The organism is Mastigocladopsis repens PCC 10914 (assembly GCF_000315565.1).
GTDB lineage: Bacteria > Cyanobacteriota > Cyanobacteriia > Cyanobacteriales > Nostocaceae > Mastigocladopsis > Mastigocladopsis repens.
Genome location: NZ_JH992901.1, coordinates 2,772,044 through 2,795,113 on the forward strand (window position 1 = coordinate 2,772,044; position 23,070 = coordinate 2,795,113).

Consider the following 23,070-nt stretch of genomic DNA (forward strand, 5'->3'; position numbering starts at 1 on the left):
ATCAAGATGTCTAATCAAAACATCCACGAATATCTCCTTCGATAAACCATTTGGTTCCTTGCCAAGTACGGTCTATTATTGTTAGTGCCGTATGACATCCACGATTGGGTCTAAAACCATGACTGCTGTTAGAAAATTGGGGTTCGTAGTACGCTTCTAATATCAAACGTATTACTTCCTGAACCAATTTATCGTTCCAAGTGGGAATTCCTAGGGGTCGAGTTTTCCCATTTTTCTTGGGAACATTAATTCGCCGCACTGGTGTCCACCGAAAACGTTCATAGCGAATATTTTCTATGAGGTTTTCAATCTTTTTAATGGACATCCCATCAGCAGTGTCAGTTGTGACTCCTGGTGTCATTGCCCCATCATTTTTGTAGATGCGACTGTACGCCAGTAGGTACAGCTTGGGATTGAAAAGTTGCCTGTAGACATCATCCAGGGGTAAGTCACGATAACCTCTGTCTCGGATTACACTTAAAACCGTTTCGGCGTTTCGCATCTCGCGTACCTCTCGATGTAAGTGTGAAGAATACCTGTTCTCCTTCGCCATGTGGGCGGCTTTCCCGTCCTCGGACTACTATGAGAACTCTGTAACCATAGGGGTCGCCCCCTGTAAGTCATCCCGCGCTTTATTAACTCGGTACGTAACAGTGTGATTTAGGTGTCCCATTCATTCGTTAAGCCATCTCATCGCTGGCTGACTTCGTTTGAAGGAGTTGTATGGTTTAAATGTTTAAAACCACACACAAACGATTATTCCTTTTAGGCGTTGTAGGAATAGGCAATCGCGTATACCGTCAGAATTGGGCTTCAGGTAGTTTAACTTTCACCATGTCACACAGGTCTTGCCGAACAATAGTTTTCACGCCTTTTCTCTATTCCCAGCTTTACCAACATGCTGTTGTCCCTTTTGTCTTTCGACTCCAGGTTAGTTGGTTGACCTAGAGACTTTCTCCTTATTCTCTCCCAACTTGGTTGGGGATACCGCATTAACTGTCGCGGCGCACACACTTTGATATATCGGCATCAAGCACAAATTTCGGTTTGTACCTGATGGTATTAAATATTGCTTCGATTGCATCATGACATGACCTTCCGACTCTGAACCCGTATGAGTTAGGTTCAAATCGCGCTTCCCATTCTGGTTCTAATGCCAGCTTGACAAGCGCTTGCAAGGCGCGGTCCCCCATTGTAGGTATTCCTAAAGGTCGCTTCTCTTCCACTCCAGGCTTAGGAATCCATACACGCCTAGTTGGGCAGACCTTAGAACCCAGATTTAGTTGGTTAATTAGGGTCAGACGTTGCTTTGGGGTCAGTGATTTAACGCCGTCCACACCCGCCGTCTTTTTCCCGCAATTATCCTGGGTAACTCTACGAACCGCCAATGCTCTTGCTGACCAAGAATTCATCAACGTCTTTTGAAGTTTGCGAAATGTTTTCACATCACCACGCTGAGAGGCTTGATAAATTCTCTGTTGCAGCTTGTACACTCTACGTTCCAGCTTTCGCCAGTTAATAGAGCGCCATTCCCCCGTAGTCTTTAAACTCGTATTAGACATATTTACTGCTACTGGAAACTTCATCTTCCAAATCACCGTGATTCTGTCTGCCTATCCTCACCATTACAGCAAGGCATTTGCTTGAGAATCAATCTTTCCTGCTCGCAGTATACGGTTAGCACCTGCTCAATCCTGCTCGGACTGAGAACTATACGAGAGGTTACTTCGTTTCTGATAGTCATTGTTGGAGTTTTTAGAGCGGTACTATCCACCGGGGTTAGAGGAAGTGCTTGTTGGTCAACCAGGTTCTTGCCAACTCCCCATTATCCTTGCCCTTTTGGGACTCCCAGCGTTTCAGCCTGATTGCGCTGGTTATTCCTGACGATGGTTCAAACGCACCTTCGTATTCCTACTCATGAACTCTTGCTCGATGATTGCCAGATTAGGCTTCTAGCATTGTCACCTTTCACCCCCGCTTCAGGGATTGATGGCTAGTCGCTACCCTGGGGGACACAGTTCGGAGACTGCGCTCTGTGTGCTTTCACTCCTGCACCTGGAGGGCGGGACTTGGTTTTGTGAACCTCACCCACATGACTACCAAATTGTCAAGGTTCTTATGTATCTTGCGGGTAATCCTCCACCCATTTCAGGGTTAGTTTCTACCCAACGAATCGCACTCCTGGTCTGAACCCATATGAGTTTGGTTGAAATTTAGCTTCCCATTCTGGCTCAAGTGCCATTTTTACGAGAGCTTGCAAAGCGCGGTCATACATTGTCGGGATACCCAGAGGTCTTTTCTCGTCCTTACCAGGTTTTGGAATCCATACGCGTCTGGTAGGCGATACCTTTGAGCCTAATTTTAATTTGGCGACTAAGGTGAGACGTTGCTTTGGGGTCAGTGATTTAATACCATCCACACCCGCCGTCTTCTTACCTTGGTTGTCTTGTGTAACCCGTCTAACCGCGAGACACTTTGCACTCCAGGACTTCATCAGCGTCTTTTGGAGTCTGCGAACCGCTTTGACATCACCACGGACTGAGGCTTTGTAGATTCGTTTTTGCAACTTATAGACACGTTTTTCTAGCTTGTGCCAGTCAATGTGCCTCCATTCCACCATCGATTTATCATTTTCGGTTTGACGAGTTGGTTTATCCCTCAAGGAAGGGATTGATTCATCGTTTATTCCCGTTGTGACTTCTCGTGTATTAGCCATATATATTGCTATTGTGACTCTACATTCCAAATCACCGTGAGTCCGTCAGCATATCCTTGTCATTACACAAGGCATTCGCTTCTGACTCAATCTCTCCTAACGCTACATACGGTTAGCACCTGCTCAGTATCGACCACCTGAGAGTAGACGTTAGGTTACTTCGTTCCAAATGACCATTGTTTTGAACCGTTAGAGTAATGCTATCCGCCGGGTTTTATTGGGAGTGCTTGCTGATAAACAACGATTATCAGCCCCTTTATCCATTGCCTTTTGGCTCCAGCGCATATAGCCTTATTTCGCTGGTTCCTTATGACGACGGTTCAGTCGCATCTTTGCTCGCGCTACTCATAGGTTCTTGCTCAGAGGGAACCAGTTTTAGGCTACCAGTTTAACCTCTTTTTCGCCCCGCTTTAGGGATTGATGGCTAGTCGCTACCCTAGGGGTGATGCTGTCACCACTGCACCTGTGGGGAGGGACTTTTACCTTTTACTCTAGGATTTCGAGGTAATCTACCCTCATGGTCATTTAGTTGTCAAGGTTCATTTAGTGACCTTGCCACTCATCTGTGGGTATTCCTACTCATTTCGAGTGAACGAATCGCACCGTTGTAGTAAGGCTGGCTGATTTTTTCGTGTAAGACCCCCGCCCCGAAACGAAGATAAGCCTCGCTCAACGAGTGAGTGGGGTGCTTGAGGAATTGTCTCTCTCCGGGTTGGGTAACGAGTCAATCCAGTCCTCTATAAGTTGAGTCATAGATTTTTCTCGTTGTTCAGCTAATAATTTTAACTTATTAAATCGACGCGGTGTTGTACGAATTCTAATGTATTCTGATTTCACATTGTTTCCTATTTGTTTCCTCTGCATTAAAGTAATGATATCACAAATAGGAAACAAGGAGGTGATAACGCAGTGCTGGTCTTAGAGTACAAAGTTAAGGGAAAACGTCAACAGTATCAAGCTATTGACGAAGCTATCAGAGCTACGCAATTCATTAGAAACAAGGCTATTCGTTACTGGATGGACGCACCTCGTGAATCCAAGATTGACAAGATTGCTCTAAATAACTATTCAACAGCACTGCGTAAAGAATTTGGATTTGTAAAAGAATTAAACTCAATGGCTTGTCAAGCTGCAACTGAAAGAGCCTGGCTATCTATTGCTAGGTTCTATGACAATTGCAAGTCTAAAAAGCCAGGTAAAAAGGGCTTTCCACGATTTCAAAAAGATAATCGTTCAGTTGAATACAAGACTTCAGGATGGTCACTGCATCCGACAAAAAGACGTATCACCTTTACCGATAAAAAAGGAATTGGTAGTCTCGGGCTGCTAGGAAAATGGGACATTCACACCTATCCTCAAAAGGTAATTAAGCGTGTTCGCTTAGTTCGTAAAGCTGATGGATATTACTGCCAATTTGCGATTGATATCGAGGTTAAATCTGAACAGAGAACAGGTAATAGTGAGATAGGTCTTGATGTTGGGCTTGAGTTTTTTTACTCTGACTCTAACGGACATCATGAGGAAAACCCAAGGTTTTTAAGGAAAGCCGAAAAGAGCATTAAGCACGCTCAACGTCAGATATATAAAAAAGAAAAAGGCAAAAACCAACGACGCAGAGCAAGACAGAGATATGCAAAAAAGCATTTAAAAGTAAGTAGGCAACGTAGTGAACACGCGAAGAGACTCGCGCGTTGCGTATGCAAGGCTAACGCCTTAGTCGCCTATGAAAACTTAAATGTGAAGGGCATGGTAAAGAATCACTGTCTTGCCAAGTCAATCAATGATGTGGCTTGGACTCTATTTCGTCGTTGGTTAGAATATTTTGCTCGTAAGGTAAATACCACAGTTGTTGCCGTCAATCCTAGGATGACATCTCAAAAGTGTTCGGATTGTGGTGCAATTGTAAAAAAGTCTCTTTCAACTCGTACCCATAAATGTAACTGTGGATGCGAACTACAAAGAGATGTGAACGCAGCGATAAATATTCTAAATCTTGCACGACAAGCTAGGGACGGGCAGTCCCGAAGTAACGCTGTAGGAGTCGCAACCGCTACGCTACTTGGGGCAACCCTGGTAGAGCAAGTTACGACGTAGATTACAGAATCCCCACCCTCAAGCGTCAGCTAGGGTGGGGAGTGTCAATTCTACTCTTGAAATCACTGTTTAGTTTGCCTATTCCGCAAACAGAAACATGAAATCTTTTGTAGTCTATGTAGTGGCGTGCCGAAGGAACACCGCCGTAAGCAGCAGCCGCACTCCACAACAGCAACAAAAAACCTCGGTGAAAGCAACCGAGGCGACGAGGAGAAGTCCAAATGTCAATTAGTACCGATACGGAAGTCAAAAAATCTTAGCTAACACCAAAATCAACCAGAATCAAAGTAGCGAATGCACCCTGCAATGCATATTGACGTTGCTGCTGTTGTGAGGGGTAGTCAGCATAGTAAATCTGGGGTTCGGTTGCGTAGTTATTGAGAATGCCTTCTTGATTAACAGTGGTATACATAGCTCTTTGCTCTAAACTTGTTATATTATGTAAATAAATATAACAAGTTTGTTACAAATGGTCAATAAAGCTTGACAAAAAAAGACTGATAGCTTCAATAAAAGCTACTTATGAAAATGCAATTATTGAGGCAGGTCTATTGAATAACTTACCTACAGTATTTTCACAGGGGTGGGTCGTTCAGGAGACGCTGTGTAGAATTAACCAACGAATTATGAGACTGACGTTGGTCTTTCACAGTTCTAAAAACCTCCATAATTGGAATTAAGCAGCGTTTTGCATCTTCGTAACCACGCTTTTTTAGTTCGGCGATGCGATCGCAACTAAAATCTAGGTAGCTATCGATTTTGCCAATTATCGGAGTTTCGGACTTTTCAATTCTCTCTTCGGGTCTAATTTCAATTACAGTTTGTTCAGGAAAGTCATGGCGATTCCAAGCAGCACCATTTTTTAAGTGAATTACAATGACGTTTTTACAGCCACGTTTTGCCAAAGCTCTTAAAGGTACATTATCAGCTAAACGTAACCGTTCACAGGATCTGAAACGCTACAGTGAAAAATGGGTTACTGAGGTGGTAGATTAAACTACATGGAAGAAAACTGCCTCGCCTACGGAATTGAAATTTCCGACTTAGATTGGGACAAGACTCCAGCCAGCGTCAAACAACTGGTGGAGAAAATGGGGCAGCATATAAAGCAATCAGAAAAAAGGCTGGCTGATTTAGAAGCCAAACAGCAAGAGTTATTAGAAAAAATCAATTGCACATCAAAAAACTCCAGCATTCCCCCATCGTCAGATCCACTTCATGCCGAAAAAAAACCAGAAAAAAAGAAGAGTGGTAAAAAGCGAGGGGGGCAACCAGGGCACAAGGGTCATAGTCGATTTTTGATTGTGTTGGGCACACTTAAGGCGAGAATTCATCAAAATATCAGAGCGTCCCGGAGTTTCAGCTGAATTAGGAACGGCTCTGGTAAAACAACAGGAGAAATTATTTGAACTTTGGCATCGAGTCAGAGATGGAACTTTGAAGCATTGTGAACTTCAACTTTTAGTCCAACCAATTCGTAACTCCATCAAGTTTTCTCTACAAGAGGCTGCCGATTATGAAATTGGTTCGGTAGAAAAGACACCACTGGCTAAAACTGTTCGCACTTGCCGCCAAATACTGAAAGTTGAACCTGCTTTATGGTTATTTTTGACGGTTGAAGGTGTTGAACCAACAAATAATGCTGCTGAGAGAGCCATACGTCCTGCGGTTATATGGCGACGTACTAGTTTTGGCTCCCAAACCCAGGCGGATAGTCGTTTTGTCCAAAGGATGTTAACTGTTGTTACTACTTTAAAGTCTCAGCGTCGAAATGTTTTGGATTTTATGGTATCAGCAGTAAGTGCTGCACGCGCTAATTCGCCAGCCCCTTCTTTACTTCCTGAAGTCGCTGATTCTTCCGACCAAGTAATAAATGCTGCCTAATCCCCATTGCTGAGATCCGGTTATTTACCTTTATTCAACCTGCTGGAATCTCTGGCATTTATTCCTGCAAATGCTTTAACTAAAGAGAAGCATTGTCTTTTAATCTGCGACTACCCCGTGGTCGCTTACGAAATTTCAAAGACACGATTTTTATTATCTGCATCACCAATGCCAAATTCCGCAGCCACAAACTGCTGCACCTGCTCTGGACTCATATCACCTTCACGGCGTTGATCAACTTTGTTAATTAACACATACAAATTATCTTTGCCACGTAATTCAATTACTTTCTGAACGTCTTTTCTAACTGTCTCTGCGGCTTCGTTTTTTAACTATGTAAAGTCAAGAACAATCAACACGATTGAACTTTTGCAAAGCTGTTCTGCTACTACAGCCTGTAGGCGAAGATTTTCTCCCGCTTCGTTTGGTCCCGGTGTATCGACAATTACTAAATTACCAAGTTCCGGTTGTGCTTCTGCTTTTTGTAAACGCCAAGATGGAGTGTATATTCTAGGAGCATCCATCAAGGATTGTATCTGGTCTGCACTTGGGTTTAGGATGCTGCACAGGCGAACAATATCATTTAAGAAAGTTAAAGTATGAATGATATTTTCACGCCCTTCACTTTTGGCGGGAATTTCGCATACAGATTTCAGAATTTGCTTTGGCATTTCCGCCAAATGTGGGTACTGAGCAAGTTTTTCTTGCACTCCCTCCATCCCTAAATCTTCAATTTTCTGGCGCAAAGATAACACTGTTTCTTGAAAAACTGACAATACCTCTGCACTCAGAGACAAAACTGGACTCAGAGACAAAACTGGTTCGGTCAGTTCTGCATCAAAAATAATCTCTGTGGGAAGCGTCGTCATGGCGGAGTTGCGGCTTGGCAAAATCTCCTGTCCAATAATGGCATTTGTAATGGTAGACTTACCAGCCTTCATCGGTGCAACAATTGCCATTCTCAACTCAAGATTTTGTACTTTATAGGCTTCGTTGCAGGGCTGATTCACCGCAACGCACTGCCTCGTCCATCTGTGGTTCATTATTTCTTTGTGTACCTCACCCAAATGCAAACCGCTGTAATGGGTGGAATCGAATTTCGATCACCATACGGACAGTTGACATAGAATAGCTGAGGCTTCCAATTTTCTTGAATTTTTCTCCTTTTAAAATAGGAGAGTTAGCTTCTGGTAAACCCTTTCCCTTACCATAAAAAATTGTGCAAATATAATGCGATCAGCCCAGAACACCAAATCAACTAAGACTTAATTAATACATATTTATGAATCTGAGAATTGTCCCGATTCACTCGCCTTGTGAAAATAGCAGTTAGCAAAATCCACCATGCATTTAAAGAAAGCACTGCTGGATCTACTAGCTTAAGAAAGCACTTAATTTTTCTGTTCTTGAGTGCCACTATAGTCCAATGTAGTTTTAAGTAATTTCTAATATCTTGAAGAGGTAGGATGTTTGAGCGATGCTTCTCATTAACCAAGGCATGAATTTTTTCTTTCATCAAAATATTAGTATCCAGCTTTGTTTTTAGAGAAATTTTTTGGTCATAGCTACCAGACCAAATAGTGCGGTAGGCAAGACACTGATTGAGAAAGATAGCATCGCCATGCTGAGTAATGCGAATCCACGAATCAATGTCATCACAGTTAGTTAATGTGATATCCCACCCACCAGTTTGCAAGAACGCTTCACGCTTACACGCGACTTGAACAGGCGTGCCAAAGGGAACCAGCTCCAGCAACATGCCGTAGTGAATATCTGCTTGTGGGATATAATAGGCTAACCCTGGACCAACAATAGGCGTGCGGCTCAGTTCAACTCCATTGCTGTCCACCTGAGCAGCAATGCAAGAGCAAATAATAGCATCTTGTCGCAGTGCGATTGCCTTTACCATCTCCTCTAAGCAATTTGGAGCGAGATAGTCATCATCATCCAAAAACTTAATCCAATCTCCACGAGCCTGAAGAACTCCAGCATTGACCGCTGCTGCATGACCTTGGTTTACTTCATTGCGATAGTAAACAAGGCGTGGTGCATTTTCACGAACACAAAGCTCTGTGCTTAAACTTTTCACATAGGCTTGGGTATCATCAGATGAACAATCATCTGAGACAATCAGCTCACACGGTATGGTTTGGTTTAGGACAGAGTCAATTGCTCGTTGTAGTAACTTCAAGCGGTTGTAGGTCGTGATGACGACGCTAAATTTCATACATCTAACACTTCTTTGCACAGCCGTATAGAAAAGACTCTTCTGTTCTCTATGAAATAGGAGTAAAAAAATTCTCTATTTAAAATAACTAGACTAGAAGGTAGTTGTCGATTTATTATTGTTGATTGTGAGTTTTTTTGTGAACTATGAATACTCAAGAGATAATCCGCTCTATTGAAGCGGAACAACTAAAATCTAATTTGCCCGAAATATTTGTGGGCGACACAGTCAGAGTCGGAGTCAAAATCAAGGAAGGCGACAAATACCGCGTACAACCCTACGAGGGTGTGGTGATTGGTAAGCGCAATGGCGGTATCAATGAAACCATTACAGTCCGTCGTGTATTCCAAGGTGTAGGCGTCGAACGGGTGTTTCTGCTGCATTCTCCTCGGATAGACAGCATCAAAATCTTGCGTCGTGGTAAGGTAAGGCGTGCTAAGCTGTATTACCTACGCAATCGTGTTGGTAAGGCTACCCGAATCAAGCAGCGCTTTGACCGCGCTTTGTGATCTAAAAGCTAGATATGGCAGAAGGCTTAAACAATCAAGCGGCTCACGCCGCTAATTTATTTCCAACAGCCAAAGTCAACAAAAAAATTGCCAACATGGGTTAAAATAGAGTAAGTTAAGTGTAATAACTGAATAAAAGACAGCCTGTGCGCTCTTAGTTCAGTTGGTAGAACGCAGGTCTCCAAAACCTGATGTCGGGGGTTCAAGTCCTCCAGGGCGCGCTGTAAGCAAAAATAAAGCCCGAAAATGATGCACATCTGCTAATATAGCAGTATGCTTGAATGTTTCGGGCATAATTTTTGTGTTTGCAGATTTTTGCTACAAACAAGGTAGTTTGAGTACTAGCTGTAACAAAAGCATAGAAATTAACAGGCAATAGTCTTCTGTATCAGGAATGGGGGGAGAGAGGCGACCGTGGGCAAAAAAAACGAAGCGGAAATGACAGAAACGAACAATGGGTTTAGCATAGCGAACTTTTTCAATGGAATAAAGGAAGAGTTCGATAAAGTGGTTTGGCCCAGTCGGCAGCAGCTGGTGAGTGAATCAGCAGGTGTGTTGTTAATGATGGCTCTCTCCGCATCTTTGATATATTTGATAGATAAATTCTTTACTTGGGCAGCACAACAGGTGTTCTGATGACTTCTGCAACAGACGGAGAGTACAACGCAACGCTGCACTCAGAGGATGCCGCAGAAACAGCGTCAGATGCTTCGCAAGAAGCCCGCTGGTATGCAGTGCAAGTAGCCTCTGGCTGTGAGAAGCGTGTCAAAACAAACTTGGAGCAGCGCATTCAAACCTTTGATGTAGCTGATAAAATCATCCAGGTGGAGATTCCACATACACCAGCAGTGAAAATCCGTAAGGATGGGAGTCGCCAGCATACCGAAGAAAAGGTCTTCCCTGGCTATGTGCTAGTGAGGATGATGATGGATGACGACACCTGGCAGGTGGTGAGAAATACCTCTCATGTGATTAATTTCGTGGGAGCAGAACAAAAACGTGGCAGTGGCAAGGGTCGCGGTCACGTAAAACCTCTGGCGCTGAGTCACACAGAAGTCGAAAGAATCTTCAAACAGACCAGCGAACAGGAGCCAGTCGTCAAAATTGACATGGCTACTGGTGATAAGATAATTGTGCTTTCTGGTCCGTTTAAGGACTTTGAAGGTGAGGTGATTGAAGTGAGTCCAGAACGGAGTAAGCTCAAAGCCTTGCTTTCGATTTTTGGACGGGATACACCAGTAGAATTGGAATTTAATCAGGTTCAGAAACAGAGCTAATAAGAATGGCGAAAAAAGTCGTAGCGGTCATTAAATTGGCCCTGAATGCTGGGAAAGCCAACCCAGCACCGCCAGTGGGGCCTGCTTTGGGTCAGCACGGCGTTAACATCATGATGTTCTGCAAAGAGTACAACGCCAAAACAGCAGATCAAGTTGGAACGGTGATTCCGGTAGAAATTTCGGTATATGAAGACCGGAGTTTTACATTTGTACTCAAGACTCCACCTGCATCGGTACTTATTACCAAGGCAGCTAAAATTGATAAAGGCTCCAGCGAACCGAACAAAAGGAAAGTTGGGTCGATTACTAAAGAGCAATTGCGACAAATTGCCCAAACCAAACTGCCTGACCTCAACGCCAATGATATTGAAGCGGCGATGAACATCATCGCAGGCACCGCAAAAAATATGGGCGTAACAGTTACAGATTAGTCATTAGTCATTAGTCATTAGTCATTAGCTTTAGACAAAGGACAAAGGACAAATGACAAAGGACAAATAACAAAATTATTCGGGGGAGAGGCAAAGCTTCGTAATAGACCCCAGGAGAGAGAAAAATGGCGAAGAAAGTATCGCGCCGAATGCAGGCGCTGCTAGCAAAAGTTGAAGACAGGGATTATGCACCCCTAGACGCATTAGCCCTTGTGAAAGAAACGGCAACAGCAAAGTTCCCCGAAGCAGCAGAAGCGCACATCAGGTTGGGGATTGACCCAAAGTACACTGACCAACAGCTGCGGACAACGGTTGTACTGCCCAAAGGAACAGGACAAACAGTACGTGTGGCAGTCATTGCCAGAGGGGAAAAGGTCACAGAAGCAACTAATTCTGGTGCTGATGTCGTTGGTTCAGAAGAGCTGATTGACGAAATTCAAAAAGGTAGGATGGACTTTGACAAGCTCATTGCCACACCTGATATAATGCCTCAGGTGGCAAAGCTGGGTAAGTTGCTCGGTCCGCGTGGTTTGATGCCTTCACCCAAGGGAGGGACAGTGACATTCGACCTGGCAAGTGCGATCGCTGAATTCAAAGCAGGTAAATTAGAGTTCCGAGCTGATCGAACTGGTATTGTCCATGTTATGTTTGGGAAGGTATCCTTCACTCCAGAGGATTTATTAGTCAACTTGAAGGCGTTGCAAGAAACAATTGACCGTAACCGTCCATCAGGAGCTAAAGGTCGTTATTGGCGTACAGTGTACGTGTCTGCCACAATGGGACCATCAATTAGCGTAGATATTAACGCCCTACGCGATTTGAAACTGACCGAAGCATAATGCGTGTTGTACAGACGTGCTCTGGCAGGTCTCTACAAGCAAATCCCAAACAAAATTAAATAGGCAACAGCTTAAGACAGCAGGTGCTATTGGCTTAATATCCTGCCGAGGTTTTCGCCCCGATTGCTGCCAGTAACACGTATGACAAGTGTGAGTACTGCGACATAAGGATGACAAGGTAGAGACGCATTGTATAACGCATCTTTACCGCCAAACCCCGGCTGCGAGAGCTGGGGTTTATTTTTTTTCTGGGAATAGTTTAGTGGTTAGTGGGTAGTGGTTAGTCTTAACTTTTTAACAACTAACAACTAACAACTAACAAATTAAAGGAGGTGAGACAGTATGCCTAGAACGATAGAAGACAAAAAAGAGATAGTCGCTGAACTCAAAGAAGTTTTGAGTCAGTCTCAGCTGGCGCTCATCATTGACTACCAAGGGTTAACAGTCGCAGAAATCACTGATTTGCGGCGAAAGATGCGTCCAACTGGCACCGTCTGCAAAAAAACAAAAAACACGCTGATGCGAATCGCTGTTGAAGGTGATAGCAGATGGCAGCCAATGACGGAGTTCCTCACTGGTTCTTCTGTCTTCCTGCTTGTTCAGGAAGACATGAAGGGTGCAATTAAGACTTACCAGGACTTCCAGAAAGCTGCCAAGAAAACAGAACTTCGTGGCGGTGTGCTGGATGGACAAGCCTTGACACAAGATGATGTCAAGGCACTGACGGAACTGCCTTCAAAAGAAGAACTCATGGCTCGCTTGGCTGGGGGTCTCAAGGCAATTCCTACCAAGTTGGCAGTGGGACTCAATGCCGTGCCAACACAACTGGCTGTGGGAATCAAAGAAGTCCCCGGTTCCCTGGTACGCGCTATCAAAGCTGTTTCCGAAAAGGAAGGCGGCTCTCAAGAAGACTCTCAAGCTGCATAACAATATGGAGTGTTGAGTGCTGAGTGAGAGTAGCTATTTTGAAGACTCAGAATTATCTTTGAGTTCGGTTTGTATTTTTTTTCAACATTTTACGATTCACTAGGAGTTTACCCATGTCTGCAAAAACTGATGAAATTTTGGATCAGTTGAAATCTTTGACCCTGCTAGAAGCTTCTGAATTGGTTAAGCAAATTGAAGAGGCTTTCGGAGTTGATGCTTCTGCTCCTGTTGGCGGTGGGATGATGATGATGCCCGGTCTTGCTGCTCCAGGTGCTGGCGCACCTGCTGCGGCTGAACCAGTAGAAGAGAAGACCGAGTTTGACGTTATTCTCGAAACAGTCCCAGCCGAGAAGAAGATTGCTGTACTCAAGGTAGTACGGGAGTTAACCGGTTTGGGTCTCAAGGAAGCGAAAGACTTGGTAGAATCTGTACCCAAGCCAGTTAAGGAAGCCATTGCTAAGGATGCTGCTGAAGAAGCTAAGAAGCAGCTCGAAGATGCTGGCGGTAAAGTAACAGTGAAGTAATTCGTCATTAATGACGAATTACATATTACTAATTAGTAATTATCAGGCAGCAGCCCAGTATTGAGTTTGACTTGGGCTGCTGCTTTGCTATTTGGAGGCAAGTGAAGGTTAGAAGGAAGAACACCCCATGAGCATCTAGATGCTCTGTTGGGGTCAGCTAGACTACTTATTTGATATTTGTATTCTAAAGTCAATATCAAAAGTCAACTATCAAAGGAGTGATTTAAATATTAAGTTGATATGTGATGATGATAATTAAGTATAAATACTCAAAATATCCAGGTTTGTCTACCTCATGACTAATAAGGTTTTGCTTTATGCAATCTTCTAGACGTCGTCGTATCCTGGTTGTAGATGATAGCACGCTTTATTTACGTTTGCTTCAAACTGCTTTAGAAGCAGAAGGGTATGAAGTTGATACGGCAGCTAATGGTACTTTGGCTTTAGCTAAAATTGAGGCTTCACCACCTGAATTGGTGCTGCTGGATGTGATCATGCCTGAGATGAACGGCATAGAAGTGACCCAACGTATTCGCCAAAATAACAGATTACCCCATATTCCAATTCTGCTCATTACGGGTTATGAAGAAGTTAATGTGCAAGAAGGATTGAATATAGGAGCAGATGATTTTATTCGTAAGCCCATTAATTTTGATAGATTTATAACAAGAATTAAAGAAATTTTGAGCTAAAAAAACAAGGAAGTAGTAACGCAGTGGCTCCCCTCCTGTAGCGAGCAGTTCTCTTGGAGGGTAACCCTACCGTAAGAAACTGCGGTACTGGTTTGACTGAAACGCATTGCCTCGGCTGAACAGATAGTTAGTGTACACAGCACCCTTGAAGGTGACGGCTGTTAACTGAACTGTACTGGGAATGGAACCACGCTTAAGCGTCTCTACACTATTAGCCTGGAATTAGGCGATGGTCTCCAGTGCTACACTCCGCGCAATAGCGGAGTCGGATGAAACTACTTTTTTTATCGGTGTAAGTCGACATCCCAGACTGCAATGTAGATGTGGTCTTTTGAATTGCGTTGTATCATCCCTTTTAATTCCCCAACGTTAAAAGAGTATTCATTAGTTTTGCGCTCATAGACTTGTTGCAGTCCTTGCTTAATGTCACCAGAAGCATTACCCCCTAGCATCCCCTGCAATGTCGTTTGCATGACCTCAGGTTCGACAGATGGGGCAAAAGAGACTTCGGTTTGGCGCAGCACTCTTGTTTTACGGTCAAATAAATAACCAAGGTCAACGCGGTTTGGGTCATGCTGATAAAGATAAGCACGAGTTCTCCCGAATGCACCTCTGGAAACCCTACGAGGATTTCCTAACGCTGCTTTGACAGCATCTTCTGAAGAGCCAACGGGAAAAGCAGGAACGTTGCGAGAGTTGGTATTGGTATTTGCAGCATTTTCCTGCTGTGGAGGTGGGGTGGAAGCCTCTGGGGTTGGTGCAGGAGCAGGAGGAGTCGCTAGCTGTTCCTCTTTTTGCGGTGTAGGTTGTTGTTCTGCAGTGGATTCTTCTGACGTGGAAGCACGTGGAGTTGGGGATTCTTCTGGCTCTTCTTGTTCTTCTGGTTCTGGTTCAGTTGATGACTCTTGTTGTGAGTTAGACGCAACTGAGGGTGGGGCAGATCTATCAGTTTCTGGCTGTTGCTGTTGTGGTGGGTTAGGTGCAGTAGCAACTGGAGGTGGTGCAACAACCGTCCTATTTCTAGATGTGCTGGCTTCGGAAGTGGGAGTCGGGGATGCTGTTGGAGGGGTTGGATTTGTCTCGTTAACTTCTGAAAGCGGTGTAGACACAGGCGATCTAGCAATGGGAACTTCAGACCCTTGACGGCTCATACTGGCAATGGCAACTGCACCAATCATGCTACCCACAACCAAACTCCCCAAAATCCAAGCCGATTTTTGCCAATTGGCTGGAGTGGAAGAAGTAGAAATAACAGGAGCTTTTTGATTGGAAGACAATGGTTGGGTGTGGTGGGATGGGTATGATGCACCAGCACTTGGAGACAGGGGGACTGTCGGTTGAGCAGCAGCCGTTGGTTCCACCGTGGCAAGAGAAGTTGCAGATTTCAAACCATAGAGCATTTTGCTCGCGGTAGTGTAGCGATCGCTTGCATGAGGCTTAATTGCCTGATTCAGTACCATCGCCAAATTGGGGGACACCTCAGGAGCAAAATGATGCCAGATAACTTCGCCAGTTTGAGGTTGCGTTTCTAATTCGTGCGGATGTTTGCCAGTGAGCAAATAAATTGCCGTCATGCCCAAGCTGTAGATGTCAGTGGCGTAAACTGGACGTCCAATGGCTTGCTCGCTAGGCATATATCCTGGTGTTCCAATGACCAGCGATTGCGTGAGATATCCTGAAGGATTAATGACTGAACGTATTGTTTCTTTAACTGCGCCGAAATCAATTAAGACTGGCTTGCCATTCGAGGAGCTGACAATGATGTTATCGGGTTTAATATCCCGATGAATAATGCCTTTGCTGTGAACATAATCCAAGACGGACAGCAAACTCAATAAGATTTCCTTAACTGTCGTTTCGCTGAGTACCCCTTGTTCCTTAACTATGTCTCCCAAGGTTTGACCTTGAATCCATTCTTGAACGAGGTAAAATTGCCCTCTCTCAGAAAAGTAGGCAAAGAGTTCGGGAATTTGCTCACTACCTTTGCCCAGATACTCTAAGGTTGCAGCTTCTCGTTCAAACCGCTTTTGGATCACCAGGTAGGTTTGGGGGTCATTTGTTACGGGTTTGAGTTGCTTAATCACACAGCGACGGCGAGAAGGCATATGCATATCTTCCGCCAAAAAAGTTTCACCAAATCCACCGGCACCTAGTACCTGGATAACTTGATAGCGATTGTTCAGCAGCTTGGTTGTCATGCTCCCTTATCCCAGTTTTCCTTCGGATAGAATATGACGTAGCCCAATGGGACAGTGTATGGTTTACTCACCAAAGTCTTACCATTAAGGGCGAGAGTAGTTCTGTATGAATCCCTATCAGGGACTGAAATAAACCAACAAACTCTGACCTAAGATGCTTACCCTTTATATATGTATACTAAACCCATGACGACCATAGGGACAGAATGTATCCTGTCTTGATGACTATGTTCTTAAGCAATGCTACTGGGCATCACTAACAATCCATCTGCTGTTATCAGCATCCCACAAAAGCAAGAAGCGCACAGAAGTAGGGACTACTTGTCCAGCTTTCATAAAATATTTTAATTGAGCTTCTACCGTAGCTTTTTCTGTACTTGCTTCTACTATGCTAACTCGCTCAACATCTACACTCTTAACTTTTCCCCCCCACCAGTCAATGTAAGAAAGATAACCATTAGGGTGAAGACGTTTATTGTTTTGGTAGCTTGGAACTAGCTGATTCCAAGCACTTCTATACTCACCCTGATTAAGAGTGAAGTAATAATTTTGCACAGCTTCTGCTGGTGAGGGGTGATTGTTTGTCGGGGATTGTGTTGTGGGAGGAACTTGAGAAGATGGGGTTTGGGTAGGAACAGGTGTGTTAGCAACTTTGGGAAGGTGAGTTTTAGGATCTGTCGTTAGTTCTGGTAGCACAGGCTCTAAAGTTTCAGAAGGTGTTGTGGTAGGTTCTGAAAGACTAGGTTCTGTTGGCATAGGGGGCACAGCAGTCTCTTGAGATTCTGAAGGGAATGGAGAAGAGGGAATCGATGTGTTCTGCTGTGCCAGTGGTTGTTCCACCTCTGGTTGAGGTTGTTCTCTGCTGAGGGCAAAACCAATAATGACAGATGCACCAATCAAACCACCTGTAATTAAACTGCTCAAAAGGACACTCTTTTGCCCACTGTTTTGTCCATCGGTTTGAGGGGAAGGTTGAGGAGTAGACCCTGGACTGACAGGAATGGTCTGTTGAGGTATTTCGAGCGGCTGTGCGTTTGTTGCGGGTGGTTGAGTATAAACTATGGTTGGAGGAACCACTTGAACAGTCGGAGCCATTAACGCAGCGCCAGCATACAAAGCTTGCAACATTTCTCTGGCGCTAGCGAAACGCTCGTGTGCATTAAACTGAATGGCTTTATCTAATACAGCAGCAAAACTGGGAGTGATATTCAAAGCATATTGCCGCCACACAAGAGCACCTGTAGCATGGTCAGTTGTTAACTCTGGCGGTGTTTTGCCTGTCAGTAAATAAATCGCCGTGAGTCCCAAACTATAGATGTCACTGGCAAACATAGGGCGTCCGACAGATTGTTCGCTAGGCATAAATCCTGGTGTGCCAATGACAATTGACCTTGTGGAATTCCCAGAAGGACTCATCATCGTTCCTACTGTTTCCTTAACTGCGCCAAAGTCAATTAAAACAGGTTTACCATCGGCATGGCGAATGAGGATGTTATCTGGCTTAATATCACGGTGGACGATGCCCTTACTATGAACATATTCGAGAACTGGTAAGATACTTGTTAATATTTCTTTGAGTGCACTCTCACTCATCAAGCCTTGCTCTTGTAATTTTGATGCGAGAGTTTGTCCTTCTATATACTCTTGTACTAAGTAAAATTGACCTTTTTCTGGAAAGTAAGCATATAATCGGGGAATTTGATGGCTACCATCACCTAAGTCTTCTAGAATTGCTGCTTCCCGCTGAAACCGCTGCTGTACCAACTGGTAAACTTGGAGATTATCCTGAATTGGTTTGAGTTGTTTAATGACACAACGGCGGAGTGAGGGCATTTGGGTATCCTCTGCTAGAAAAGTCTCACCAAATCCACCGCCTCCTAAAGTGCGAAGAATTCGATAGCGGTTGTTCAGCAGCATTTGCATAAATTAGCGTTGGTCAGGAGAAAGATATTTGTCAGACATTTTACCCTTTTCTCCTGTTGCCAAGTGGTCAATGCGCTAAGGGTCAGATGTAGGGATTTCATTTTGTTCCAGGTAATTAACTGGCACATACCCCGCTGTACTTTCTAGTCGAGGTGATGGTTCTATATATTTAACACCCGCTATGGAGGAGCCGATTCTAACCATACTACAGATGCTAATACATCAAATAAATTATTTTTATACCAGCTTTTACTATGGTTTCAATTGCCCGTAAAAACCTGCTTGAAGATATTCCTCGCTTCCTTGTAGCGCAGGCAGGGATTATGTTTGCTGTTAGCCTAGTGACAATTCAGACTGGTATCTTCAATGGGTTTACTCGCTCCTCTGCTAAGTTAGTTAACAATTCCACGGCAGATATTTGGGTGGCATCAGATAGCATGGTGTACCTTGACCTGACGCTGCCAATTCCTTTAGCGCATATAAATATAGCTCAACAGATACCAGGCGTGGAGCGAGCAGAAGCGCTCATTGCTAGCGGAGGTATGTGGCGTCACCCGGCAAGCGAGATTGCGCCAGTCAGAGTCATCGGATTTGATCCACAGGGGCAATTGTTTATACCGCAAAATATTGTACAAGGAAGTGTGAGTGCCTTAAAGCAGCCCTATACTGTGATATTAGATACAGCTAATCAGGGGACTTTAAACGTACGACGCCTAGGTGATACAGCTGAAGTTAATACTTTACCAGTAAGGTTGGTTGGCTTAACGCAAGGAAACCGCTCAATTGTATCGAATCCTTATATGTTCACCTCCTTAGAAAGTGCCAACGCTTACTTAAGTTCCGGTAAGACTTCTACGTTGTCCTGCCGATTACCATCCGGTTCGACGGATTTCGTGTGTACCAACACTTATGTACAACCCACTCAGACTTCTACTCCTACGCCAAAACCGTTAGCCTCATCAGACCCTATCACTTATATATTGATTCGAGCCAAACCAGGTCACGATCTACAAGCACTCAAGCAGAAATTAAACGCCGCTTTACCAAACACCCGTGCCTACACTCGTGGTGAAATGGTCAAAAGGACTCAAACTTACTGGCAACAGCGAACTGGAATCGGGTTTCTTCTGGGCATCGGTGCAACGGTGGGTGTGATTGTTGGGGCAATTGTCGTTGGTCAGATCCTTTACTCTTCTGTGTCAGATCATCTTAAGGAGTTTGGAACACTCAAGGCAATGGGCGCGTCTAATTGGGTTATATACGGTGTAATTGTCGAGCAGGCGCTGTGGATGGCAGTTCTAGGGTATGTTCCCGGCATAACCCTTTGCTTGGGCGTTGCAGCATGGACATTGGCAAGTCAGGGAATTCTGATTTTAATCACAATAAAAACTGCGATCGCAGTTTTTGGTCTCACAGTCGTCATGTGTGTTGGTTCAGCTATCTTTGCGATCCAAAAAGTCACCCGTCTCGATCCTGCAATTGTTTTTAAGGCGTAATTTAAACATTTACGGAAAAATTAGCAGATTATTTGTACTACCTTGTGGCAAATTTTAGGCTCTCGGTTTTAAACCCTTGTCATTCAAGGTTGACCTTTAAACCCTTAGTTAAGGGTCTATGCAAATAAGTATTAACACAAGCGGACTATATCTAAGGCTTTACAAATTTAAATATTTAAGTGAGTAAAATAGATATAAGTGGCAGCTATATGCGTAGCTTATTATACTATCGCGTCACCATCATTTTTTGACGTTTAAAGCATACATACTTACTAAAAAACTTAACAAATGAGTCCTTTTCAAATTCACTCTACTGTGTTGCATCAAATCCCAAACCAGGTTACTTCTACCCCAAGAGGTTCAACCAATGCTGCAACAAAAGCCATCCTTATCAAAGGCATAGAGATGGCGTTCCAATCAGGGCTACAGTCCTATCAAGTTCTTAAAGGAGTTGACTGGGAAATCCCAAACGGCGATATTCAACTGTTAATGGGACCGTCGGGATCGGGAAAAACCACCCTGCTGTCAATTTTAGCTGGACTGCTGACGCCAACTGCTGGAAATGTCTACTTGCTAGGACAAGAGATTACAACTATGTCTCGCCCTAAGCTAGCACAGTTTCGACTGCAAAATATCGGCTTTATTTTTCAAGGGTTTAACCTGTTTCCGGCGCTGACAGCAGCTGAAAATATTGAAGTCGTGCTCAATCTCAAAGGCATTCGCGGGCGTTGGGCGCGACAGCAGGCACAAGTCCTGCTTGAACAAGTTGGGTTAGGGGATAAAGCCAATCAGAAACCGAGTGATTTGTCCGGGGGAGAGAACCAACGGGTAGCAATTGCGCGTGCTTTAGCAGGCAATCCCCCACTAATTATGGCAGATGAGCCAACAGCTGCCTTGGACTCTCACAGTGGGCATACTGTGACTGATTTACTGCGTAAGTTGGCGAAGGAACAAGGCTGTACAGTGTTGATTGTGACACACGACCCCCGAATTATAGATGTAGCCGACCGAGTCGCTTACATGGAAGATGGGGTTCTCAAACAAAAAAGTGCTGCGGTCATTAGTCATTAGAATTCGCGGCGTTACTGAATTGAGGTATGAATTTAGAAATTTACTATTTTGTAAAGACGTGACGCCAGTCGCCTACGGAGATCAGCAACGCCGAATTCGCCCATATGAAGAACTAATGACTAATAACTAATGACTATTAACTATCTCGTGCAAAGTTGCTGATACTGAACGGGGACGCCAACCCAGTTCCTGACGGGCTTTGGTAGCATCTACCCGGACGCAACGATCATAAAGATAATGAACTCGCTCTCGGCTAAGGGGCGGCTGCCATTTAAGTATACGTCCGACGGGATCGAGTAGATTTCCCAAAAGTCTCACCAGAGGTTTAGGTGCTTCGTAGGGAACTGGAATATTTGTTTCTTGACTGAGAACTTTAAACATTTCACGCGTGGTCAACTCACCAGCAGAAATGATGTAGTGTTGGGAAACACCTTTTTCTGCCGCCAGAATCATTGCCTCGGCTAAGTCATCCACATGAACAATACCAGTGATGCGATCGCCACCAGCCCATAATTTCAGCCGTCCTTTAAGAAATTGCTGCATCACCGGACCAAAGTGGGGATCATCAGAGCCAAAAATCCCTGAAGGGAGAAGACTGACAACTGGAAAACCGCCCTTAGCAAATTCATCTACCAATTGTTGAGCCTGATATTTCGTGCGATCATAGGCAGACGAAAAGTCAGTTTGTGTCCGTTTGAATGTTTCATTTACGACCTCTCCCTTAGTGTCGCCAAACACGCCTATCGTGCTGCAATACACCATTTTGGTGACATTAGATGCCTGAGCAACTTCCAGCACAGCTTGGGTTCCCTGCACGTTCACCCGCTCCATTTGAGCTTCATCAACTAGCCCAAGCTCGACATAAGCGGCGGTATGAAAAACCGTGTCTACCCCAGTCATCGCGGCTCGCAGTGCATCCGTGTCTGTGATTTCACCATAAACCAATTGCACATGGCAATCAGACAAACGAGCTAAATTGCTGGACTTGCGTACCAAACCGACAACGGAATAGCCTCGTTGCTCTAAAGCTCGTACTAAGTGAGAGCCTGTAAATCCGTTGGCTCCAGTCACTAGCGCTTTCATAAGGATTTTTCGTAAATTCGGTACGTTTTATAAATCTTACCGCCACTTGCTTCAATCAGTTTGCGGGAGGGAAAATTATCTTCGTAAACATGTCCGAGTTCTGCCCGTTTGTAGGGTTTGCCCTTTTGCATTCCACCTTGCATACCCAAATAAATCAAGGCAAGAGGCACCATTTTCCGCCGATACTCTGGTAAAGAACAAATAACAACGACTCGTCCCTGGTCAATCTGACGGCGATACCAGAGAAATTTGAGAATACCCAGCCAGTTCAGTTTGCCCCCGACGTGTTTGAGCGGTATATTGTAATCAGGTAGCCCCATAAAAAAACCGACCATTTCGCCATCGTATTCCGCGATTGGGAAGACGTCCGGGTCTACTAGTTGTTGCAAGCTTCTAGCCTCTTCCAAAAATTCTTCCTCGCTTCGCGGTGTGGAACTCCAGTTATTAGCAAAGGCACGATTAAAGAGGTGATAGAGGCTGATGCAATCTTGCTCAAAGGCTTGACCTTTGGTTTTGAGTGGGCGGAATTTTACACCAGATTTACAAGCAATTCGATAAGCTTTCTCAAATTCTGCGCTCAGGGGTTTATCTAGCAAGAAATTATAGGCGTAAGCATCTTTAGCTTTGTACCAGCCATCACGCTCTATAAATTCTGGGTAGTAGGGCGGGTTGTAAGGCATCATCACCATTGGTGGTGAGTCAAATCCATCAACTAAAAATAGACATTTATTGTGCGTAGATAAATCGATGGGACCCCGAACCACAGTCATGCCTTGCTCTCGTAGCCATTGGCAGGCAGCTTCCAGTAGGGCTTGAGCAATGGTAAAATCTGAAATGCACTCAAAAAAACCAAATAAACCTACATTTTCGCCTTCTCGCTCAATCAACCGATTATTAACTGCAGCAACAATACGTCCCACTGCCCTATCACCTTTTGCTTCCTGGGATAGAGCAATAAACTGTTGTAACTTACCGTATTCAAAGAAGGGATTACTGGGAGCAAACTGCTTCACCACATCGCTTCGTAAAGGTGGTACCCAATGAGGGTCATTGGCATAAACCAGCGCTGGGACATCCAGAAACAACTCACTGTCTGCCGGAGTGTTTACAGAGCGGATCTCAATTGCTGCTGTTTGTTTTAACACTTTGGTAAAAGGAAAAATTTGAAATTTTAGATTT

At 44.3% G+C, this 23,070-nt stretch carries 26 protein-coding genes, 1 tRNA gene, 1 pseudogene and 1 other annotated feature; of the genes and pseudogenes, 15 read left to right on the plus strand and 13 right to left on the minus strand.

Annotated features, from left to right (window positions below; all coding sequences use genetic code 11):
- Positions 1–10 precede the first annotated feature (10 nt).
- The 4 genes from MAS10914_RS31580 to MAS10914_RS34980 form a co-directional block, all read right to left on the minus strand.
- The gene (locus MAS10914_RS31580; RefSeq protein WP_017316662.1) at positions 11–502 is read right to left on the minus strand and encodes a reverse transcriptase/maturase family protein; all 492 of its coding nucleotides are present in this window, start codon (positions 500–502) and stop codon (positions 11–13) included.
- A gap of 490 nt (positions 503–992) precedes the next feature.
- On the minus strand, positions 993–1,562 hold the full coding sequence (locus MAS10914_RS0114505; protein ID WP_084786453.1) for a reverse transcriptase N-terminal domain-containing protein: 570 nt from the start codon (positions 1,560–1,562) through the stop codon (positions 993–995).
- A gap of 599 nt (positions 1,563–2,161) precedes the next feature.
- Positions 2,162–2,716 carry a reverse transcriptase N-terminal domain-containing protein gene (locus tag MAS10914_RS30200; RefSeq protein ID WP_017316664.1) on the minus strand — a complete coding sequence of 185 codons (555 nt, stop codon included), beginning with the start codon at positions 2,714–2,716 and terminating at the stop codon, positions 2,162–2,164.
- A gap of 669 nt (positions 2,717–3,385) precedes the next feature.
- A complete protein-coding gene (locus MAS10914_RS34980) occupies positions 3,386–3,553 on the minus strand; it encodes a hypothetical protein (protein WP_198014977.1) in 168 nt (55 codons plus the stop codon).
- A 72-nt stretch (positions 3,554–3,625) separates the two neighbouring features.
- Between MAS10914_RS34980 and MAS10914_RS0114515 the strand changes: the two genes are divergently transcribed.
- Together MAS10914_RS0114515 and MAS10914_RS36190 are read left to right on the plus strand one after the other, a co-directional pair.
- A complete protein-coding gene (locus tag MAS10914_RS0114515; RefSeq protein WP_017316665.1) occupies positions 3,626–4,810 on the plus strand; it encodes an RNA-guided endonuclease InsQ/TnpB family protein in 1,185 nt (394 codons plus the stop codon).
- Between the two features lie 97 nt (positions 4,811–4,907).
- Positions 4,908–5,042, plus strand: coding sequence for a hypothetical protein (locus MAS10914_RS36190; RefSeq protein WP_269635056.1), 135 nt, complete (start codon positions 4,908–4,910; stop codon positions 5,040–5,042).
- 24 nt (positions 5,043–5,066) lie between these two features.
- On the opposite strand, the gene psb34 is transcribed toward MAS10914_RS36190, so the two are convergent.
- Together psb34 and MAS10914_RS35550 are read right to left on the minus strand one after the other, a co-directional pair.
- Positions 5,067–5,222, minus strand: coding sequence for a photosystem II assembly protein Psb34 (psb34, locus tag MAS10914_RS34255; RefSeq protein ID WP_017316666.1), 156 nt, complete (start codon positions 5,220–5,222; stop codon positions 5,067–5,069).
- A gap of 163 nt (positions 5,223–5,385) precedes the next feature.
- Positions 5,386–5,715 (minus strand): hypothetical protein, encoded by a 330-nt coding sequence (locus MAS10914_RS35550; RefSeq protein WP_017316667.1) that lies wholly within the window; start codon positions 5,713–5,715, stop codon positions 5,386–5,388.
- Between the two features lie 96 nt (positions 5,716–5,811).
- Here MAS10914_RS35550 and MAS10914_RS35555 point away from each other — a divergent pair, with 96 nt between their 5' ends.
- Positions 5,812–6,177: a DUF6444 domain-containing protein gene (locus MAS10914_RS35555; RefSeq protein ID WP_017316668.1), complete on the plus strand. Its 366-nt coding sequence runs from the start codon at positions 5,812–5,814 to the stop codon at positions 6,175–6,177.
- Positions 6,113–6,694 (plus strand): annotated as a pseudogene (locus MAS10914_RS0114535) (IS66 family transposase); the annotation flags it as partial. The gene MAS10914_RS35555 and the pseudogene MAS10914_RS0114535, both read left to right, overlap by 65 nt.
- A gap of 125 nt (positions 6,695–6,819) precedes the next feature.
- On the opposite strand, the gene MAS10914_RS36195 reads toward MAS10914_RS0114535, so the two are convergent.
- The 3 genes from MAS10914_RS36195 to MAS10914_RS0114550 form a co-directional block, all read right to left on the minus strand.
- Positions 6,820–6,948 (minus strand): hypothetical protein, encoded by a 129-nt coding sequence (locus MAS10914_RS36195; protein WP_017316670.1) that lies wholly within the window; start codon positions 6,946–6,948, stop codon positions 6,820–6,822.
- 78 nt (positions 6,949–7,026) lie between these two features.
- Positions 7,027–7,737: a dynamin family protein gene (locus tag MAS10914_RS31585; RefSeq protein WP_232224163.1), complete on the minus strand. Its 711-nt coding sequence runs from the start codon at positions 7,735–7,737 to the stop codon at positions 7,027–7,029.
- A gap of 215 nt (positions 7,738–7,952) precedes the next feature.
- Positions 7,953–8,921, minus strand: a complete 969-nt coding sequence (locus MAS10914_RS0114550) for a glycosyltransferase family 2 protein (RefSeq protein WP_017316672.1) — start codon at positions 8,919–8,921, stop codon at positions 7,953–7,955.
- Positions 8,922–9,067: 146 nt separating this feature from the next.
- Between MAS10914_RS0114550 and rplS the strand changes: the two genes are divergently transcribed.
- The 9 genes from rplS (at position 9,068) to MAS10914_RS0114600 (ending at position 14,120) form a co-directional block, all read left to right on the plus strand.
- Positions 9,068–9,430 (plus strand): 50S ribosomal protein L19, encoded by a 363-nt coding sequence (gene rplS, locus MAS10914_RS0114555; protein ID WP_017316673.1) that lies wholly within the window; start codon positions 9,068–9,070, stop codon positions 9,428–9,430.
- 148 nt (positions 9,431–9,578) lie between these two features.
- Positions 9,579–9,651, plus strand: a tRNA-Trp gene (locus MAS10914_RS0114565).
- Between the two features lie 193 nt (positions 9,652–9,844).
- On the plus strand, positions 9,845–10,066 hold the full coding sequence (gene secE / locus MAS10914_RS0114570; protein WP_017316675.1) for a preprotein translocase subunit SecE: 222 nt from the start codon (positions 9,845–9,847) through the stop codon (positions 10,064–10,066).
- Positions 10,066–10,707 carry a transcription termination/antitermination protein NusG gene (gene nusG / locus MAS10914_RS0114575; RefSeq protein WP_017316676.1) on the plus strand — a complete coding sequence of 214 codons (642 nt, stop codon included), beginning with the start codon at positions 10,066–10,068 and terminating at the stop codon, positions 10,705–10,707. The genes secE and nusG overlap by 1 nt, the downstream gene beginning before the upstream one ends.
- A 5-nt stretch (positions 10,708–10,712) precedes the next feature.
- The gene (gene rplK, locus MAS10914_RS0114580; RefSeq protein ID WP_017316677.1) at positions 10,713–11,138 is read left to right on the plus strand and encodes a 50S ribosomal protein L11; all 426 of its coding nucleotides are present in this window, start codon (positions 10,713–10,715) and stop codon (positions 11,136–11,138) included.
- A gap of 125 nt (positions 11,139–11,263) precedes the next feature.
- Positions 11,264–11,977 carry a 50S ribosomal protein L1 gene (gene rplA / locus MAS10914_RS0114585; protein WP_017316678.1) on the plus strand — a complete coding sequence of 238 codons (714 nt, stop codon included), beginning with the start codon at positions 11,264–11,266 and terminating at the stop codon, positions 11,975–11,977.
- 52 nt (positions 11,978–12,029) lie between these two features.
- Positions 12,030–12,228: a sequence feature (ribosomal protein L10 leader region), on the plus strand.
- A gap of 91 nt (positions 12,229–12,319) precedes the next feature.
- Positions 12,320–12,904, plus strand: coding sequence for a 50S ribosomal protein L10 (gene rplJ, locus MAS10914_RS0114590; RefSeq protein ID WP_017316679.1), 585 nt, complete (start codon positions 12,320–12,322; stop codon positions 12,902–12,904).
- A gap of 113 nt (positions 12,905–13,017) precedes the next feature.
- Positions 13,018–13,428 (plus strand): 50S ribosomal protein L7/L12, encoded by a 411-nt coding sequence (gene rplL / locus MAS10914_RS0114595; RefSeq protein ID WP_017316680.1) that lies wholly within the window; start codon positions 13,018–13,020, stop codon positions 13,426–13,428.
- A gap of 317 nt (positions 13,429–13,745) precedes the next feature.
- Complete coding sequence (locus MAS10914_RS0114600; protein ID WP_017316681.1) at positions 13,746–14,120, plus strand: response regulator; 375 nt, start codon at positions 13,746–13,748, stop codon at positions 14,118–14,120.
- Between the two features lie 284 nt (positions 14,121–14,404).
- Here the strand turns inward: MAS10914_RS0114600 and MAS10914_RS0114605 are convergent, their stop codons facing one another.
- A complete protein-coding gene (locus MAS10914_RS0114605; protein ID WP_017316682.1) occupies positions 14,405–16,318 on the minus strand; it encodes a serine/threonine-protein kinase in 1,914 nt (637 codons plus the stop codon).
- Positions 16,319–16,561: 243 nt separating this feature from the next.
- On the minus strand, positions 16,562–18,241 hold the full coding sequence (locus MAS10914_RS0114610; protein WP_017316683.1) for a serine/threonine-protein kinase: 1,680 nt from the start codon (positions 18,239–18,241) through the stop codon (positions 16,562–16,564).
- Positions 18,242–18,495: 254 nt separating this feature from the next.
- Between MAS10914_RS0114610 and MAS10914_RS0114615 the strand changes: the two genes are divergently transcribed.
- Both MAS10914_RS0114615 and MAS10914_RS0114620 read left to right on the plus strand, forming a co-directional pair.
- Positions 18,496–19,737: an FtsX-like permease family protein gene (locus MAS10914_RS0114615; RefSeq protein WP_017316684.1), complete on the plus strand. Its 1,242-nt coding sequence runs from the start codon at positions 18,496–18,498 to the stop codon at positions 19,735–19,737.
- Positions 19,738–20,025: 288 nt separating this feature from the next.
- Positions 20,026–20,808 (plus strand): ABC transporter ATP-binding protein, encoded by a 783-nt coding sequence (locus MAS10914_RS0114620; protein ID WP_017316685.1) that lies wholly within the window; start codon positions 20,026–20,028, stop codon positions 20,806–20,808.
- 126 nt (positions 20,809–20,934) lie between these two features.
- On the opposite strand, the gene MAS10914_RS0114625 is transcribed toward MAS10914_RS0114620, so the two are convergent.
- Together MAS10914_RS0114625 and MAS10914_RS0114630 are read right to left on the minus strand one after the other, a co-directional pair.
- The gene (locus MAS10914_RS0114625; protein WP_017316686.1) at positions 20,935–21,891 is read right to left on the minus strand and encodes an NAD-dependent epimerase/dehydratase family protein; all 957 of its coding nucleotides are present in this window, start codon (positions 21,889–21,891) and stop codon (positions 20,935–20,937) included.
- Positions 21,888–23,036, minus strand: a complete 1,149-nt coding sequence (locus MAS10914_RS0114630; RefSeq protein WP_017316687.1) for a hypothetical protein — start codon at positions 23,034–23,036, stop codon at positions 21,888–21,890. The genes MAS10914_RS0114625 and MAS10914_RS0114630 overlap by 4 nt, the downstream gene beginning before the upstream one ends.
- Positions 23,037–23,070 lie beyond the last annotated feature (34 nt).

Coding starts and splice junctions, on each gene's coding strand:
- rplJ (WP_017316679.1), top strand. CDS start 12,320: ATGCCTAGAACGATAGAAGACAAAAAAGAGATAGTCGCTGAACTCAAA.
- MAS10914_RS31580 (WP_017316662.1), bottom strand. CDS start 502: ATGCGAAACGCCGAAACGGTTTTAAGTGTAATCCGAGACAGAGGTTAT.
- psb34 (WP_017316666.1), bottom strand. CDS start 5,222: ATGTATACCACTGTTAATCAAGAAGGCATTCTCAATAACTACGCAACC.
- MAS10914_RS36190 (WP_269635056.1), top strand. CDS start 4,908: ATGAAATCTTTTGTAGTCTATGTAGTGGCGTGCCGAAGGAACACCGCC.
- nusG (WP_017316676.1), top strand. CDS start 10,066: ATGACTTCTGCAACAGACGGAGAGTACAACGCAACGCTGCACTCAGAG.
- rplK (WP_017316677.1), top strand. CDS start 10,713: ATGGCGAAAAAAGTCGTAGCGGTCATTAAATTGGCCCTGAATGCTGGG.
- MAS10914_RS0114625 (WP_017316686.1), bottom strand. CDS start 21,891: ATGAAAGCGCTAGTGACTGGAGCCAACGGATTTACAGGCTCTCACTTA.
- MAS10914_RS0114505 (WP_084786453.1), bottom strand. CDS start 1,562: ATGTCTAATACGAGTTTAAAGACTACGGGGGAATGGCGCTCTATTAAC.
- MAS10914_RS0114605 (WP_017316682.1), bottom strand. CDS start 16,318: ATGACAACCAAGCTGCTGAACAATCGCTATCAAGTTATCCAGGTACTA.
- MAS10914_RS0114620 (WP_017316685.1), top strand. CDS start 20,026: ATGAGTCCTTTTCAAATTCACTCTACTGTGTTGCATCAAATCCCAAAC.
- rplA (WP_017316678.1), top strand. CDS start 11,264: ATGGCGAAGAAAGTATCGCGCCGAATGCAGGCGCTGCTAGCAAAAGTT.
- MAS10914_RS35555 (WP_017316668.1), top strand. CDS start 5,812: ATGGAAGAAAACTGCCTCGCCTACGGAATTGAAATTTCCGACTTAGAT.
- MAS10914_RS31585 (WP_232224163.1), bottom strand. CDS start 7,737: ATGAACCACAGATGGACGAGGCAGTGCGTTGCGGTGAATCAGCCCTGC.
- MAS10914_RS0114600 (WP_017316681.1), top strand. CDS start 13,746: ATGCAATCTTCTAGACGTCGTCGTATCCTGGTTGTAGATGATAGCACG.
- MAS10914_RS0114615 (WP_017316684.1), top strand. CDS start 18,496: ATGGTTTCAATTGCCCGTAAAAACCTGCTTGAAGATATTCCTCGCTTC.
- rplL (WP_017316680.1), top strand. CDS start 13,018: ATGTCTGCAAAAACTGATGAAATTTTGGATCAGTTGAAATCTTTGACC.
- MAS10914_RS0114610 (WP_017316683.1), bottom strand. CDS start 18,241: ATGCAAATGCTGCTGAACAACCGCTATCGAATTCTTCGCACTTTAGGA.
- MAS10914_RS0114550 (WP_017316672.1), bottom strand. CDS start 8,921: ATGAAATTTAGCGTCGTCATCACGACCTACAACCGCTTGAAGTTACTA.
- rplS (WP_017316673.1), top strand. CDS start 9,068: ATGAATACTCAAGAGATAATCCGCTCTATTGAAGCGGAACAACTAAAA.
- MAS10914_RS30200 (WP_017316664.1), bottom strand. CDS start 2,716: ATGGCTAATACACGAGAAGTCACAACGGGAATAAACGATGAATCAATC.